The following is a 14884-nucleotide window of genomic DNA, read 5'->3' as shown; positions in this document are numbered from 1 at the left end:
TGAAGGAGGGACAGGATATGGAAGTCATTTTCATGAACAGATTATCCAGAATGTCAGGTCAGAATGAAGAGCATGCGCAGCTGTGGATTGGTGAAGAAGAAGGGGCGTGGCATCTGGGGTGGAGCCGATATGAGGAAGGAGATCGTACGGATGCCATCTGGTATGATGGCAGTTCGTGGGACGAGCTGTTGCATGTGTATCGTCATCAGTTAGCCATACAGATGGGCGAAGGATATCGTCCATTATTGCAAGGCTTGTTCCACGAAAATGATGATTTGAAGTCGCGCAGTTATGGCGGTCAACGTCTTCATTGCTACAGTGAATTATATGGCAATGAGGGGCTGTATATGGACCTGTGCATATGGCGCAGGAAGAGAGCAGCGTCTGACCGGAAGGCCCCCTATTTTATTGCAACGAACCGGTTGTTGCGCATGATCAGTGCATTTGTTCCACAAACCATCGATGAATTGATGCAACTGCCTGGCGTAGGGGAGAGCAAGGCTTCCGAGTACGGAGAGGAATGGCTGGAGCTTACGAATGGACTGGAACGTTCCACATCTTTCCCGCTAGATTGGGTGTACTCGGTTCTGAAAGAACAAGAATATGAGAGCTGGCTGTACAAACAGAGAGAGCAGAAGTACAAGCAGGAGCTAGACAGATTCACCACACGGAAGCAGGTACTTGAGGGTATGAAAGAAGGATATACATTGGAGGAGATTGTGAATCGTTCCGGATTGTCCCGTCGGGAGCTAATTGAACTGTTGGAGACACTGGATTTGGAGGGGTATGACACCGATTGTCTACTTGATGCGGAGCTTGCTGTCATGTCTGAAGAGGAGCAAGAGGCGGTATGGAGTGCCTACGAGGAGCTGGGAGATACGTTCCTGAAGCCCGTGTTACATAAGGTGTATGGAGAAGAGAAGCCTGGCGGGAGCAATCTGGAGCAGGTCTACGAAAGACTGCGCATGATTCGCATCCGGTTTCGTCGTCACACAGAGACGGAGCAGAATGCAGGCTAGATTGGAAATAGGACGTTAGTTGTCATACATTAAGCGGATAATAAAAAAAAGACGAGACGTCTCCAGAAGTGGAGCGCTTCGTCTTTTGCTATTTCAAACCCAATCTTTTTTGCGGAAAATAAAGAACATACTCAGGCCCAGTGTAACCATCAGGCCAATAACCACAAAATAACCATACTTCCAGTCCAACTCGGGCATGTTCGTAAAGTTCATCCCATAGATGCCAGTGATAACCGTCAGCGGCATGAACACCGTCGTAATGGCGGTGAACACACGCATGATTTCATTCGCCCGGTTGGCGATACTGGATTGGTAAGCTTCTCGTAAGTTCCCCATCAAGTCGCGATAAGTCTCAAAGGTTTCGGATATTTTCACAGCATTCTCATAAATGTCACTAAAATACTTTTGCAGTTGATCATCAATAAGACGCAGATCTTTTTTATTGAGTGTGTTAATGACCTCTTTCTGAGGTCCAAGCACTTTCTTCAGCCACAAAATCTCACTGCGCAGCCCGATAATCTCATTCAGATGTGACTTCTTGGTATGCATCAGAATGTCCTCTTCAAGCTTCTCAATGCGCGCTTCAATTCGGTCACCGACAGTAAAATAATTATCAACAATCAAGTCAACCAGCAGATACAGCAGCTTATCTGGCGTACTAATTTCCTGTTCCCAAAGGATCGGTTTCAATGTCCGCAATTCGCTGACTTTCTGTTTGGTAACACTGATAATAAAGTGTCTGCCAAGGAACAAGTTGACGGCACGTAAAAAAATCTCTTCATCATCAAAACGAATGCTATTAATAACAATAAAATAATGGCTCTCATAAATTTCAATCTTCGGACGTTGTTCTTCGTCACTCAAACAGTCTTCAACGGCCAGATCATGCATCATGAACAGCGGTTGAAGTACCGCTAAATCGTCTACGTCCGCATCAATCCAGTAAAACCCCTCCGCTGGTGGAGTCAGCGCCTGCTGAATGTCGTCCACCGGAATAAATACACCGTTATTTACCAACCGGATTTTCATTATTCATCTACTCCTTCTGCACCCGCCAAATGGGCGGATTTCATCAATATGGGCGCAAAAAGAACAGATCAGCCGGTCGGCAGCGGAGCCTGGAAGTCAGGACTGCGTTCGCTCTATAATCAAACGGAAGTAACGTCCCGCTGCCGGCATGCTGATATCAATTCTCTATGCAGTTTGTCGGAATTCGGCTGCCAGTCAGGCCTCGGGTCGCCATCCATTGAATATGTCACCTCTCACATAAGGGTTTATAACACTTGTCTAGTATACCGCTGGTACAGGGTCCTTTCAAGCGCAAAAATGTGTCGATTTCGCGCCCTGGAGCAGTGTATGACAACGGATGATGAACGGTTCCGATCCTGAGGAACAGACATTGAACTACACCTTGACGTGAGGGGATTAATGTCTTAAAGTAAAAGGTGAACCACACTAGTTTTTACAATTGAATAAAGCGAAATCTTATCAAGAGTAGGTGGAGGGACTGGCCCGATGAAACCCGGCAACCGGCGGTATACCGCACGGTGCTAATTCTTGCAGCGACCAAGTGTCCAAGTGGCACTGTTGTAACTGAGAGATGAGAGAGGCGCATATCTATTTACATATGACCTTTCTCGGAATCCGAGGAAGGTCTTTGTTATATGCACCGACTTCTCAGCAGTGATTTTCGCTAAGGAACTTGAGCTTGCCGCCAGCAATGTGGTTGCAATTCAGCGCCTGCAGGCAAGCTCATGGCAGCCTAAAACTGTACGGATGCGAATCGTATCGAGTCCGCAGTGGCTGCATCTATTTATGCACAAGGAGGAGTTAGAACTACCATGCCAATCAAAATTCCAGACACACTGCCTGCCAAAGAAGTACTTGCAGGAGAGAACATCTTTGTCATGGACGAGACATCTGCTTACCAGCAGGACATTCGTCCACTACGTATCGCTATATTAAACCTGATGCCCACAAAGGAAACGACAGAAACTCAATTGCTTCGTTTGGTGGGTAACACACCAATTCAGGTAGATATCGTTCTGGTTCATCCGAAGTCTCATACGTCCAAGAACACTTCCCAGGAATATTTGGACTTGTTCTACAAAACCTTTGATGAGATCGAACACCGCCGTTTTGACGGCATGATCATTACAGGTGCTCCTGTAGAGCAAATGGACTTTGAAGACGTGAACTATTGGAAAGAAATCCAGGAGATCTTCGAATGGACCAAAACCAATGTGACTTCGACCATGCATATATGTTGGGCTTCCCAAGCGGGGTTATACCATCATTTCGGAGTTCCCAAAGTTCCGCTGGATGAAAAATGTTTTGGCGTATTCTCACATACGATCAACAGATCCAATGTGCAGCTGCTGCGCGGATTTGATGAAGTATTCAACGTCCCGCATTCCCGCCATACGGAAGTGCGACGTGAAGATATTGAAAAAAATGAAAACCTTGAAATATTGGCTGAATCAGAGGAAGCGGGTATTTTCCTCGTTGCTACCAAAGACGGCAAACAGATTTTTGCAACCGGACATGCCGAGTATGACCCGCTTTCATTGAAATGGGAATATGACCGTGATGCAGCTAAAGGTATGGACATTGCGCTGCCGAGACATTATTTCCCGAATGACGATCCTTCCCGTGTTCCCCCGGCCACTTGGCGAGCACATGCAAACTTATTATTCTCTAATTGGCTCAATTACTATGTGTATCAAGAGACACCTTACGATATTGGTCCGCAAATTTAATCGACATTACAGGAGGATGCTGCAATGGAAGACAACAAATTGAAAATCGAAAGTCGATTGGCCCAAATTGGGTCTATCAATGAACCGGTAACGGGCGCCATTAATTTTCCGATCTATCAATCCACTGCGTTTCGCCACCCAAAGCTTGGACAAAGCACGGGATTTGATTATATTCGTACGACCAATCCAACCCGTAAAGTGTTGGAAGAAGCAGCGGCAGCGTTGGAATCCGGTGATGCAGGTTTTGCCTGTAGCTCCGGCATGGCTGCTTTGCAAACGATTTTCGCTTTATTCGGACAAGGGGATCATCTGATTGTATCGCTGGATCTGTACGGCGGAACGTATCGTTTGCTTGAACGCATCCTGTCTCGATTTGGTGTGACGGCAAGTTACGTTGATACTAATGACTTGGCAGCTCTAGAAAATATTCGTCAACCAAATACAAAAGCGGTATTTATTGAAACACCAACCAATCCACTAATGATGATTACGGATGTGGAAGCGGTATGCTCCTGGGCCAAGAGCCACAACTTGCTCACCATTGTGGATAATACACTACTGACTCCGTTCTTCCAGCGTCCAATTGAACTTGGTGCTGATATCATCATTCATAGTGCCACGAAGTATCTGGGTGGTCATAATGATGTACTTGCCGGATTAATTATTACCAAAGGTGAGGAATTGTCGGCCGAAATGGCATTCCTGCACAATTCCATTGGAGCCGTATTGTCTCCAAGTGACTCCTATCAGCTGATGAAAGGCATGAAGACACTCGCTCTTCGCATGGAGCGGCATGAGTATAATGCTCTGACGATTGCCAAGTACCTTTTGGAGCACCCAGCCGTTAATGAAGTGTATCATCCTGGTTTGTCGGATCATCCCGGATTTGAAATACAGAATAAACAATCCAGTGGAAATACAGGCATTTTCTCCTTTAAGGTAAAGGATGCTCGTTATGTTGAACCATTGCTTCGTCACATTAAACTGATTGCTTTTGCGGAAAGCCTCGGGGGTGTAGAGTCATTGATGACTTATCCTGCGGTGCAGACCCATGCGGATATTCCGATTGAAATTCGTGACGCTGTAGGTGTAGATGACCGTCTGTTGCGCTTCTCAGTAGGGATCGAGCATGCCGAAGATCTGATTGCCGATCTGGGCAATGCACTTACAGCTGCACAACAGGAGATAGAAGGGGGAACCGCATCATGAGTGAGCAAAACAATAATGCCAACAATCATGAACGGAATGTTCATTCTGACCTGAAGTTCGATACCAAGCTGCTGCATTTCGGTGACGAAATCGATAAAACAACCGGGGCTTCCAGTGTGCCAATTTACCAGGCCTCCACATTCCATCATTTTGATATTTTTAATCCACCCCAACATGATTATAGTCGTTCCGGTAACCCGACTCGTCAGGCATTGGAGGATTACATTACATTATTGGAAGGTGGGGCACGCGGATTTGCCTATTCCTCAGGAATGGCTGCCATCTCCAGTGTGTTCATGATGTTCTCGGCAGGCGATCACATGATTGTGACGGAAGACGTATATGGAGGAACGTATCGACTGCTTACTTCCATTCTGAGCCGGATGCAGATTGAGACTACCTTTGTGGATATGACCAATATTGAGGAAGTAAAGGCAGCGCTCAAACCGAACACGAAGGCAGTCTATATGGAGACACCATCCAACCCGACACTTCGGATCACGGATATTGCTGCGGTCACCTCCTGGGCAAAGGAACATGAGCTAATCTCCATTCTCGATAACACCTTCATGACGCCTTATTACCAAAGGCCGATCGAGCTTGGTGTGGATATTGTCGTACATAGTGCGACCAAGTTCCTTGGCGGACACAGTGATGTGCTGGCAGGTTTAGCCGTTGCTCGTACGGATTCATTGGGTACACAGCTAAAACAATTGCAGAATGGACTTGGAACCGTGCTTGGTGCCCAGGAATCCTGGCTGCTGATGCGTGGCATGAAAACTTTGGGTGCGCGCATGGCACACAGTGAACAAAGCACAGCGAAGCTGGCTGCTTGGCTTAGTGGACGCAGTGATATTACGGCTGTATTTTATCCGGGGCTGCTGGATCATCCCGGCCGTGAAGCTCATGAACGTCAGTCAAGCGGATACGGCGCTGTCGTGTCGTTTGACGTTGGGTCGGGAGATCGTGCCAAGGCTGTACTCAACCGTGTGAAATTGCCAATTGTTGCCGTGAGTCTGGGTGCGGTTGAAAGTATCTTGTCTTATCCTGCGATGATGTCTCATGCGGCTATGCCGGCTGAGGTTCGCCGTGATCGAGGTATAACTGACGGATTACTGCGCTTCTCGGTAGGTCTGGAAGACATCGATGACCTGATTGCAGATCTGGATCAGGCACTTCAGGATTCGTAAGTCGGCTGTATTGAAACACGGGTGTTAGAGCCCGCTGAAAAAGAAATGAAATAGATGGCATATGTAAACATTTTTATTAATTTTTAAAGCACCTGCTCATAAGGTGCTTTTTTTCACATGTAACCTGTGTTACGATATGTGGAGTACGGAAATGCGATGTTGCCACCAAAACTTTCATCTATATGAGCAAGTTGGGACGGATCGTGATTATATTTTCTCTTCATGAGGGAGGCTTTTTTACGATGAGTACGGTAGACCGTATCTTAGATAAAGCCCTTCGGGGCGAACGTTTGGACTTGGAAGACACGATTCAGCTGTTTGAATCAAATGAAGTAGACAAAATCGGGGCAGCCGCCAATGTGATTGTAAAACGCATGCACCCCGAACCATACAGAACTTTTGTAATTGGGCGTAACGTCAACTACACGAACGTGTGTGATGTGTACTGCCGTTTTTGTGCTTTCTACCGCAGACCTGGCTCTGACGAAGGATATGTACTTCCCGATGAAGTCATCTTCCAGAAGATTCAAGAAACCGAAGACGTGAATGGTACCGAGATTCTGATGCAAGGTGGAACGAATCCGAATCTGCCGTTTAGTTATTACACCGACCTGCTCAAAGCGATCAAGGAGCGTTTCCCTAATATTACGATGCACTCCTTCTCGCCAGCCGAAATTATGAAAATGGTTGAAGTGTCCGACGGTCTTACTTTGGAAGAGGTTGTACGTGCAATTCACGAAGCGGGACTCGATTCTCTGCCTGGTGGTGGTGCCGAAATCCTGGATGACCGTACACGCCGCAAAATCAGCCGTCTGAAAGGTTCCTGGCGTGATTGGATGGACGTTATGCAGACAGCTCACCGTATCGGTATGAACACAACGGCAACGATGGTTATCGGCCTAGGTGAAACGATGGAAGAACGCGCACTGCACCTGCTTCGTGTACGTGAAGCTCAGGATGAGTGCATTGCGAACAAGTATGATTCTGAAGGATTCCTGGCGTTCATTCCTTGGACATTCCAACCGGATAATACGAATCTGAAGTTGGAGCGTCAGACGCCAGAAGAGTACCTGAAGACGGTAGCGATCAGCCGACTGGTATTGGACAACATCAAAAACATTCAATCCTCATGGGTAACGATGGGACCTGAAGTCGGCAAAAAATCACTTGAATTTGGCTGCAACGACTTTGGTAGCACCATGATTGAAGAGAACGTGGTATCTGCTGCAGGCGCAACGTACAAAGTCAACATTGGTTCCATTACGCAACTGATTCGGGAGTCCGGTTATATTCCAGCACAGCGTAACACGAGATATGATATCCTGCGGACGTTTGATGAGAATAATGCCATTCAACAAGATTTTGTAATGCAGAACTAATATTTATTTTATAGCACATCACGCTGATGAAATGAATGGATAAGTAGTTCATTCAGTCAGTGTGGATATGAAGTCCGTTGATTCCCTTTATAAGGGGAATCGGCGGACTTTTTAATTTCACTTCACACCAAGCGATAATTCACAGATCATCAAACAGTATATATTACGCATTTGGCGATATTTTAGTTTGAGATTCAACTGTTACAATGAAAGAACACGTGAGTATACAGACATGCTGGGAAGGGGCAGGCCGATGAAAACGAGAAGACTTGGTAAGACTGGACTGGAAGTACCTGTGCTGAGCTTTGGAGCATCCTCTCTAGGTTCAGTATTTCGTGATATTGACCGAGGTGAGGGTGTTCGTACGGTTCACGCCGCTGTAGATGCAGGGATGAACTATATAGATGTTTCGCCCTATTATGGATTAACGAAGGCTGAATCGGTGCTTGGAGAAGCCATCCGTAGTTTGCCACGTAGCTCGTTTACGTTGTCGACCAAGGCTGGACGTTATGGGGAGAATGCATTTGATTTTTCGCGTAAGCGGATACATGATAGTGTACAAGAGAGTCTGGGTCGACTGCATACTGATTATATCGATATCCTGTTCTTGCATGACATTGAGTTTGTCCCGGCCGATATTATTATTGAAGAAGCTTTTCCAACCTTGCTTCGCCTGAAAGAGCAGGGAGTCATTCGCCATGCAGGGATTTGTGGCTTACCGCTGCCGTTATTCGAAACAGTGTTGCCACAGATTGATGCTGACGCCATCATTTCCTACTGCCATTATGCATTAAATGATACTTCACTGCTGTCCTTGCTGCCCCTTTTGGAAAAGAAAGAAGTTGGCCTTGTGAATGCTTCGCCACTTTCTATGGGCTTATTAAGCACAAGAGGAGCTCCTGCCTGGCACCCGGCAGATGATCGCGTGAAGCAGATCTGCCAGCAAGCGGCGCAGTTCTGCGCAGAACAGGGCACTGATATTGCGAAGCTTGCCGTGCAATTTGCAACAGCCAATGAACGGATTCCAACAACACTGGTCAGCAGTGCAAGTGAACATAATATCCGCAACAATGCAGCCTGGATTGAGGAACCATTAGACCAGGAACTGTTATTAGAGGTGCTGCGTATTCTGGCTCCAATTCGTAATGAGAGCTGGGCCAGCGGACGCCCTGAATATAACATTGAACATAACATGAAGTCACAAGCATCATCCGAGGGGGAACAGGAATGAGAGCTGTTATATGTGAAGAAATAAATCGTTTGGCGTTGCAAGACATAGCTGAACCTGAAAGAAACGAGAATCAGGCGCTGGTAACCATCCGCCGAATTGGAATCTGTGGCACAGATCTGCATGCCTACAAAGGTAATCAGCCTTTTTTCACCTATCCTCGTGTATTGGGTCATGAGCTTGCAGGAATTATTGAAGAAATTGTGGACAATGAAGCGGGACTGAAGAAGGGAGATCAGGTTAGTATTATTCCATATTTGCATTGTGGTCATTGTATCGCTTGTCGATCAGGGAAGACGAATTGTTGTGTGTCCATGCAGGTGATGGGTGTACACGTGGACGGCGGCATGCGAGAGAGAATCGTTGTGCCTGTCTCCCATCTGATCCAAGCTGAAGGACTTACACTGGATGAAACTGCGATGGTAGAACCGCTCAGTATTGGTGCTCACGCGGTCAGAAGAGCAGCCCTAAGGCCTGGTGAACAGGTTGTTGTCGTTGGAGCTGGACCGATTGGTCTGGGTGTGATGGCATTTGCCAAACAGGCGGGTGCTCGGGTCATTGCTATTGACCGGAATCTGGACAGGCTGGAACTTAGCCGCACATGGGCCGGAGTGGATGCTATGGTTCAGGCCAATGAACAAGCGGCACAGCAAGTTGCTGAAATCACGAATGGGGACTATGCGACGGCTGTCTTTGATGCAACAGGAAACATGCAATCGATGAATAATGCCATCGAGTACGTGGCTCATGGTGGACAATTAATCTTTGTTGGACTAGTCAAAGCCGATATTTCCTTTCATGATCCAGACTTTCACAAGCGTGAGATGAGCATTTTAGGTAGCCGAAACGCCACACGGGAAGATTTTGAACAGGTCATGTCGATCTTGCGGGAGAAGAAGTTGAACATGGACGGCTACATCACACACAGGACGAGTTTTGATCAATTGCCTGATTCGATCGACACCTGGTTACAACCGGATTCGCATGTAGTGAAAGCGATAGTGGAGTTATAAAAAGAATAACTGAAAAAAACTCTCTCTGATCCTGAATGAATGGTTAACATCCATGGGAAACAGAGAGAGTTTTTGTGCGCCTAGCCTATAGAAATCTTGATTATTTTTCCGGGTTCGTCACAATACCTGCATGTGGATCAATATGACGCACAATGGATTTGAGCCAGATCATTTCAAGGAAATGAATCTCATAGTAGAGTGCTCCCGGAACGTGTTGGATCCAACCTTCAGCTACAGCAGGGTGTCCTGAATCCGCTGAAGGATCCAATGTTCCAGGTTCACGGCGCAGCCGTTTACGGATGGCTTTTTCAACTTGAGCGCTTTGTGTGGTTAAAATACATATTTTGCGCTTAGCTGTGAATCCGCGGAATGCAATATACACCATTTCATATGCAATGAGATAAGCAATTACCGAGTACATCGCTTGATCCCAACCGAAGACAACACCAGCGGCGGTTAGAATCAACAAGTTGAGCAGCATGATTATTTTTTCGATAAGCATCCGTTTCCCGCTAAATACACGTTCAGGTGGACGGGAGGACGGATCACCGATTTCCAGCGTATCCAGTGTCCCACCATACCGCACGACTAGACCGATTCCTAGACCGAGACATAATCCGCCAAACATGGCGGCAGCCAGGGGGTGCTCGACAAGCGGCGGCATGGGATGAAGCACAATGGCACCAATCGAAAAGACAACCAAACCCAGAACAGTGACCAGTACGAATTTCTTTTGCACGAGTCTATAGGACAGAAAAATAAATGGAACGTTGAACAAAAACAGGAACAAACCAATCCTCATTTCGGTCCAGTGGGCGAACAACGAAGAGATGCCTGTAATGCCTCCAATAATGATCTTATTGGGATGTAGAAACAATTCAAGTCCCACGGAGGCCAGAATTCCACCCGCTATTACAAACAATAAATTCAACATGCGACGGGCAGATGATAATCTGGTCTTGGCGGTTTGTGGCACCGGATTAGCCGATATCAGAGGTGCTTTCATAGTTCATCCTCCTTTGTGCGGCTTTCGTGCAATTCTCCCTGGGTTAATCACAGAAAGATCGGCGGTAGAGCCGCGATTACGATACGTTGTCTGTCTGAACAGACAAGGGGGTTACCCTTCTTTCTGTAAAACCTTCGGTTCTTCTTTCTTTTTCCGTGGATCCTTGAACTTGAATATTTTATCCAGTAAACGGAATACATGTTTGGATTCTTTGGTTAATAAAGGACCCAGAATGGCCAGAATTAGGACATAGAGCGCGGCAAACGGTTGAATCATTGGCAACAGTCCCCCGGCTTTACCCATGTTGGCCAATATGATGGAAAATTCACCCCGTGACACAATGGTTAATCCAATATTCGCCGATGCTTTGGGAGATAGTCCTGCACTGCGTCCGGCCATCATACCTGCCAGGAAGTTACCGAACAATGTAATAACAACTGCAATCAGAGCTAACCATACGGCTTCGCCACCCAAGGACAACGGATCAATGGACAATCCAAAGCTGAAGAAGAAGATTGCTCCGAAGAAGTCACGGAACGGTAGAATCAAGTGCTCAATCCGTTTTGCGTGTTCTGTTTCAGCAAGCACCAGACCAACCAGTAATGCACCAATCGCTTCGGCAACATGAATGGTTTCAGAGAAGCCGGCTACCAGGAACAAGGCTCCGAATACAACGAGAGAGAATAGCTCATTCGATCGAATTTTAAGCAATTTGTTTAGTAGCGGTGTTGCTTTGCGTCCAAGGATAATCACGATAAGCATGAATCCGAGAGCAATAAGTGCGGACATGATGACGCCTCCGATGGAGGATGAATCACTAAGCACAAGTCCAGACAAGATCGAGATATATACAGCGAGGAATACATCTTCGAACATAATAATACCCAATATCATCTCTGTTTCCGGATTGGCCGTTCGTTTCAAATCCACGAGTACCTTGGCCACGATGGCACTGGAAGAGATGGTAGTTATACCTGCGATAATAAGTGCTTCTGCAACTGGGAAACCGGACATAAAACCGAATATTAATCCCAGCGTAAAGTTAATGCCGATGTAGATCGAGCCGCCAACTGCAATAGAGCGACCCGATTTAATTAAACGACCTACCGAAAATTCAAGTCCAAGGTAGAAGAGAAGGAACAGGATACCGATCCGGCCCATAAATTCAATAAAAGGCTGACTCTCAATAAAGCGGAAGTCCAGATGCCAGATTTTCATAGCATGTGGCCCAACAGCCATCCCGATCAGAATATAAAACGGAACGACCGAAAATCTTAGTTTTGCCGATAAAAGGCCGGCTGCCGCAATGAGCACAAGGGCCAGACCTACTTCGAATATCAAATGATCCATCTATTTACCCCCTTCCAGTCAGGAGGAGGGATTTAAACAGTTTCTGCTGATTGCGTTCGCCAACGGCTACTACCGTGGACTCTGCACTAATCACGACCTCCGGACCGGGGCTGATATGTTTTTTGTGATTCTTCTCTACAACGGCAATAACCGTTGCCCCTGAGTTTTGACGTACGTCCAGTTCACCAATTGATTTACCGATACATCCGTAGGATGGCTCGATTTTGTACCATTCAATAATCAGATCGTCAAACGTTACTTCAATATTTTCAAGCTGCTTTGGTTTATAGGTCAATCCACCAACGATGGCAGCAATCTGTCTTGCTTCATAGTCATCAAGTGTAATCATGGAGATGCTTTGGTCTGGATCATCGTACTCAAAATGGTACATTTCCCGGCGACCGTCATCGTGAATAATGACAATAATTTTATCTCCACTGCTCGTTTCAATCTGAAATTTCTTGCCGATTCCCGGCAAATCTGTTTCGCGTACATCCATGGATAGTATGCCTCCTTATATTGAGGGCTGGCCACAGAAGACAGGCTTATTTCCCGAAAATAGAATGAACTGTTGCACTTAGGAACATTAAATGATGCGGGTAAACAGAGCCAGGGACTCCTGACACACAGCCTTGTGTTGTGAATTTTTTAGAAGATGGGGATAACAAAATAGACGTTAACAAATAGGTGTTGCCAAATAAAACTGATCGATATCTAACATTTGCTAAAAGGATTAAAAGTTATGCACAAGCACACCGTCTCACAGACAGAGGTGTCTCCATGCAAAGCAACCTAAATTACGGTGTAACGGCTAGCTAAGAGCGTTCACGTAAATTGGTGCTATCGGGGTGGGAGATACATACATACTGGTGAATTTGATGGGTAGCAGAAATAATCTGCGTTTAAACAGACAAATCAACGGTTTAAAGGGTAGACGCGGTGTAGGAATTCGCAGCATTAGCAACAAAGCGAGCACAAGAAAGACAGGTTTGTTATGCGTGACCGCAATCAACTTCGACATGACTTGTGGGTATTTGCGAATGGCAGGTTTCTGCTGAGACTCCAAAGTGTGGACAAGCACTTCCTTGTTGGAAGTCGTCTCAACGGTTACCTCGACAGCGGATTCCGACTGCATCGGAATAGGGAAGGACAACGCTTGGAATACGCACAAAATGATAATAAAGGCGTAACGGAGTATTCTTGGTTGTTGTCTCATTTTGGCTTCCCCCCTTTTCCGTGAAACATACTGTTATAAAAATAATAACACATTTTTGTCTTAACTCCAAACAGATTGATAATATACTGAGAAATCATGACACGCTTTCCATCAATCCGCTTCGTATATCCCTATCAGCCTTGCCATATACTTTGAACAGGAAGGAAAGGAGTGATTCTTATGGAACTGTTCGCCGTATGGACCGATGTATCAGGGCAGGAAGAAGCGGATCAATTTTATCGTTGTGTGAAGGAAAAAACCAAAGGTTTACATATAAGCAAAAGAGGATTTCGGCTCACCTTCAAACATAATGACGGAAGAGCGGCCTGGGTATGCAGAGGCAATGAGAATCACGCTGACTTCCAGCAGTGGTTGCCCCAGATCAGTGATTTGCTTGCCAACGGACTTGCAGATTTCATTATGGATACGCGTGAACGTATTATGGTGGAAGAGATGATCTCAAAGGCATGCTCAGTCATGGATGAACATGAGGTGGAGAAGGTAAACCGGATATGCATGCCTTTATTATTCAATGGTGACTTGGATCAGCCAGGCCTGCGCGAGCGTCGACGTAACACTTTGGCCAATGGATTGAAGCAGGATTTGGAAGAGGTGCATTTTTTTCATCTTGAAGGCATTCTTAATTTCCGGATTCGGCCATATAAGCAGGAACTTCACGAGCTGGTAGAATATGCACTGGATGAATTCTGGATGGATCGTCAATATGAAGAGTTTATGGGGCTGCTCAAATATTTTGTGTTCTTTCAGGAGGCGAAAGTACCTCTGGTGCATTTGATACACAAAGGATTACATGAATTTCAAGTATTGGATGCTGCGCTTAATGTGCTGCCCGTACAAAAGGATGAACAGGTCGTCGTGGAGATGCCAGGGCTTGAATTGGAAATGGATATTGAAGATATGATCGTGAGTACGCTGATCTCCATCTCACCTGAAAAGGTCATGCTGCATACACGTACTCCAGATCTGCCTATCATCTCTACGATCCGTCAGATCTTTGAAGACAAGGTGCAATTATGCCATCATTGTCCTGAGTGTGAAGTCCTGCGCTCCGGATTGTTGACAGGTCTTGACGCAAGTGATATCGGCAATTATAATAACTGTTGATCCATGATTTATTTGAGTTGTTATGGAACAATAAACAAAAGCGTTGACAAAGACAAGAACCATACGCACGGTCGGTGCAGAGAGAGGGAACCAGGCTGAAATTTCCTCCGGATGCCACGTTTGGTTTACCCCTTTGGAGCTGCAGTTTTGAAAATGGATATAAATATTGCCTCTATAATACAGGTAGTCATCCATGAGTAAGGATATGCCGGGTCATGCCCGTTACCGTCATGCCAATGAGGGCTGTACTTCCAATATGGATGAAGCAGCTGAATTAGGGTGGAACCACGAGAGTATACAACACTCGTCCCTTTGCCGGGACGGGTGTTTTTTGCGTTCCTTTGCAATATTGCAGGAACAGCAATAGATTATCCATCCATGAAATACATG

14 protein-coding genes and 1 riboswitch are annotated in these 14884 nt (G+C 46.1%); of the genes, 9 read left to right on the top strand and 5 right to left on the bottom strand.

Annotation, left to right across the window (positions count from 1 at the left end; genetic code table 11):
* The first annotated feature begins 17 nt into the window (after positions 1 to 17).
* Positions 18 to 1019 carry an HRDC domain-containing protein gene (locus MHB84_RS03925; protein WP_076289907.1) on the top strand — a complete coding sequence of 334 codons (1002 nt, stop codon included), beginning with the start codon at positions 18 to 20 and terminating at the stop codon, positions 1017 to 1019.
* A gap of 93 nt (positions 1020 to 1112) precedes the next feature.
* Here MHB84_RS03925 and corA read toward each other — a convergent pair whose 3' ends face one another.
* Positions 1113 to 2048, bottom strand: coding sequence for a magnesium/cobalt transporter CorA (gene corA / locus MHB84_RS03920; protein WP_053780458.1), 936 nt, complete (start codon positions 2046 to 2048; stop codon positions 1113 to 1115).
* Between the two features lie 453 nt (positions 2049 to 2501).
* Positions 2502 to 2626: riboswitch (SAM riboswitch) on the top strand.
* Between the two features lie 234 nt (positions 2627 to 2860).
* Here corA and metA point away from each other — a divergent pair.
* From metA to MHB84_RS03890, 6 genes are all read left to right on the top strand, one after another.
* Positions 2861 to 3778, top strand: coding sequence for a homoserine O-acetyltransferase MetA (gene metA / locus MHB84_RS03915; RefSeq protein ID WP_063564335.1), 918 nt, complete (start codon positions 2861 to 2863; stop codon positions 3776 to 3778).
* Between the two features lie 24 nt (positions 3779 to 3802).
* Positions 3803 to 4987: an aminotransferase class I/II-fold pyridoxal phosphate-dependent enzyme gene (locus MHB84_RS03910; RefSeq protein WP_076289906.1), complete on the top strand. Its 1185-nt coding sequence runs from the start codon at positions 3803 to 3805 to the stop codon at positions 4985 to 4987.
* Positions 4984 to 6177: a trans-sulfuration enzyme family protein gene (locus tag MHB84_RS03905; RefSeq protein WP_076289905.1), complete on the top strand. Its 1194-nt coding sequence runs from the start codon at positions 4984 to 4986 to the stop codon at positions 6175 to 6177. The genes MHB84_RS03910 and MHB84_RS03905 overlap by 4 nt, the downstream gene beginning before the upstream one ends.
* Positions 6178 to 6419: 242 nt before the next feature.
* Positions 6420 to 7556: a cyclic dehypoxanthinyl futalosine synthase gene (gene mqnC, locus MHB84_RS03900; RefSeq protein WP_063564227.1), complete on the top strand. Its 1137-nt coding sequence runs from the start codon at positions 6420 to 6422 to the stop codon at positions 7554 to 7556.
* Positions 7557 to 7809: 253 nt separating this feature from the next.
* Positions 7810 to 8787: an aldo/keto reductase gene (locus MHB84_RS03895; protein WP_076289904.1), complete on the top strand. Its 978-nt coding sequence runs from the start codon at positions 7810 to 7812 to the stop codon at positions 8785 to 8787.
* Complete coding sequence (locus tag MHB84_RS03890) at positions 8784 to 9797, top strand: zinc-binding alcohol dehydrogenase family protein (protein WP_076289903.1); 1014 nt, start codon at positions 8784 to 8786, stop codon at positions 9795 to 9797. Before MHB84_RS03895 ends, MHB84_RS03890 begins: the two co-directional genes overlap by 4 nt.
* 100 nt (positions 9798 to 9897) lie before the next feature.
* Here MHB84_RS03890 and MHB84_RS03885 read toward each other — a convergent pair whose 3' ends face one another.
* The 4 genes from MHB84_RS03885 to MHB84_RS03870 all read right to left on the bottom strand — a co-directional run bounded on the left by MHB84_RS03885 (position 9898) and on the right by MHB84_RS03870 (position 13369).
* Positions 9898 to 10803, bottom strand: coding sequence for a YitT family protein (locus MHB84_RS03885; protein WP_076289902.1), 906 nt, complete (start codon positions 10801 to 10803; stop codon positions 9898 to 9900).
* Between the two features lie 111 nt (positions 10804 to 10914).
* Entirely contained in the window at positions 10915 to 12153 is a 1239-nt protein-coding gene (locus tag MHB84_RS03880; protein ID WP_076289901.1) for a cation:proton antiporter, read from the bottom strand.
* A gap of 4 nt (positions 12154 to 12157) precedes the next feature.
* The gene (locus MHB84_RS03875; protein WP_053780467.1) at positions 12158 to 12652 is read right to left on the bottom strand and encodes a cation:proton antiporter regulatory subunit; all 495 of its coding nucleotides are present in this window, start codon (positions 12650 to 12652) and stop codon (positions 12158 to 12160) included.
* Positions 12653 to 12964: 312 nt separating this feature from the next.
* Complete coding sequence (locus MHB84_RS03870; RefSeq protein ID WP_076289900.1) at positions 12965 to 13369, bottom strand: hypothetical protein; 405 nt, start codon at positions 13367 to 13369, stop codon at positions 12965 to 12967.
* Between the two features lie 180 nt (positions 13370 to 13549).
* On the opposite strand from MHB84_RS03870, the gene MHB84_RS03865 reads away from it, so the two are divergent.
* Together MHB84_RS03865 and MHB84_RS03860 are read left to right on the top strand one after the other, a co-directional pair.
* Positions 13550 to 14494 (top strand): putative sporulation protein YtxC, encoded by a 945-nt coding sequence (locus MHB84_RS03865; protein WP_076289899.1) that lies wholly within the window; start codon positions 13550 to 13552, stop codon positions 14492 to 14494.
* A gap of 193 nt (positions 14495 to 14687) precedes the next feature.
* Complete coding sequence (locus tag MHB84_RS03860) at positions 14688 to 14861, top strand: hypothetical protein (protein WP_179087176.1); 174 nt, start codon at positions 14688 to 14690, stop codon at positions 14859 to 14861.
* Positions 14862 to 14884 lie beyond the last annotated feature (23 nt).

The organism is Paenibacillus sp. FSL F4-0087 (assembly GCF_038020215.1).
Lineage (GTDB): Bacteria > Bacillota > Bacilli > Paenibacillales > Paenibacillaceae > Paenibacillus > Paenibacillus taichungensis.
Note: the sequence above shows the minus strand (reverse complement) of the source record. Positions and strands in the feature narration are given on the sequence as shown.

What these genes read in the sequence shown, in the direction of transcription:
- MHB84_RS03910 (WP_076289906.1), top strand. Translation starts at nt 3,803, where the DNA reads ATGGAAGACAACAAATTGAAAATCGAAAGTCGATTGGCCCAAATTGGG.
- MHB84_RS03865 (WP_076289899.1), top strand. Translation starts at nt 13,550, where the DNA reads ATGGAACTGTTCGCCGTATGGACCGATGTATCAGGGCAGGAAGAAGCG.
- MHB84_RS03875 (WP_053780467.1), bottom strand. Translation starts at nt 12,652, where the DNA reads ATGGATGTACGCGAAACAGATTTGCCGGGAATCGGCAAGAAATTTCAG.
- MHB84_RS03905 (WP_076289905.1), top strand. Translation starts at nt 4,984, where the DNA reads ATGAGTGAGCAAAACAATAATGCCAACAATCATGAACGGAATGTTCAT.
- MHB84_RS03925 (WP_076289907.1), top strand. Translation starts at nt 18, where the DNA reads ATGGAAGTCATTTTCATGAACAGATTATCCAGAATGTCAGGTCAGAAT.
- MHB84_RS03895 (WP_076289904.1), top strand. Translation starts at nt 7,810, where the DNA reads ATGAAAACGAGAAGACTTGGTAAGACTGGACTGGAAGTACCTGTGCTG.
- corA (WP_053780458.1), bottom strand. Translation starts at nt 2,048, where the DNA reads ATGAAAATCCGGTTGGTAAATAACGGTGTATTTATTCCGGTGGACGAC.
- metA (WP_063564335.1), top strand. Translation starts at nt 2,861, where the DNA reads ATGCCAATCAAAATTCCAGACACACTGCCTGCCAAAGAAGTACTTGCA.
- MHB84_RS03860 (WP_179087176.1), top strand. Translation starts at nt 14,688, where the DNA reads ATGAGTAAGGATATGCCGGGTCATGCCCGTTACCGTCATGCCAATGAG.
- MHB84_RS03885 (WP_076289902.1), bottom strand. Translation starts at nt 10,803, where the DNA reads ATGAAAGCACCTCTGATATCGGCTAATCCGGTGCCACAAACCGCCAAG.
- MHB84_RS03880 (WP_076289901.1), bottom strand. Translation starts at nt 12,153, where the DNA reads ATGGATCATTTGATATTCGAAGTAGGTCTGGCCCTTGTGCTCATTGCG.
- mqnC (WP_063564227.1), top strand. Translation starts at nt 6,420, where the DNA reads ATGAGTACGGTAGACCGTATCTTAGATAAAGCCCTTCGGGGCGAACGT.
- MHB84_RS03890 (WP_076289903.1), top strand. Translation starts at nt 8,784, where the DNA reads ATGAGAGCTGTTATATGTGAAGAAATAAATCGTTTGGCGTTGCAAGAC.
- MHB84_RS03870 (WP_076289900.1), bottom strand. Translation starts at nt 13,369, where the DNA reads ATGAGACAACAACCAAGAATACTCCGTTACGCCTTTATTATCATTTTG.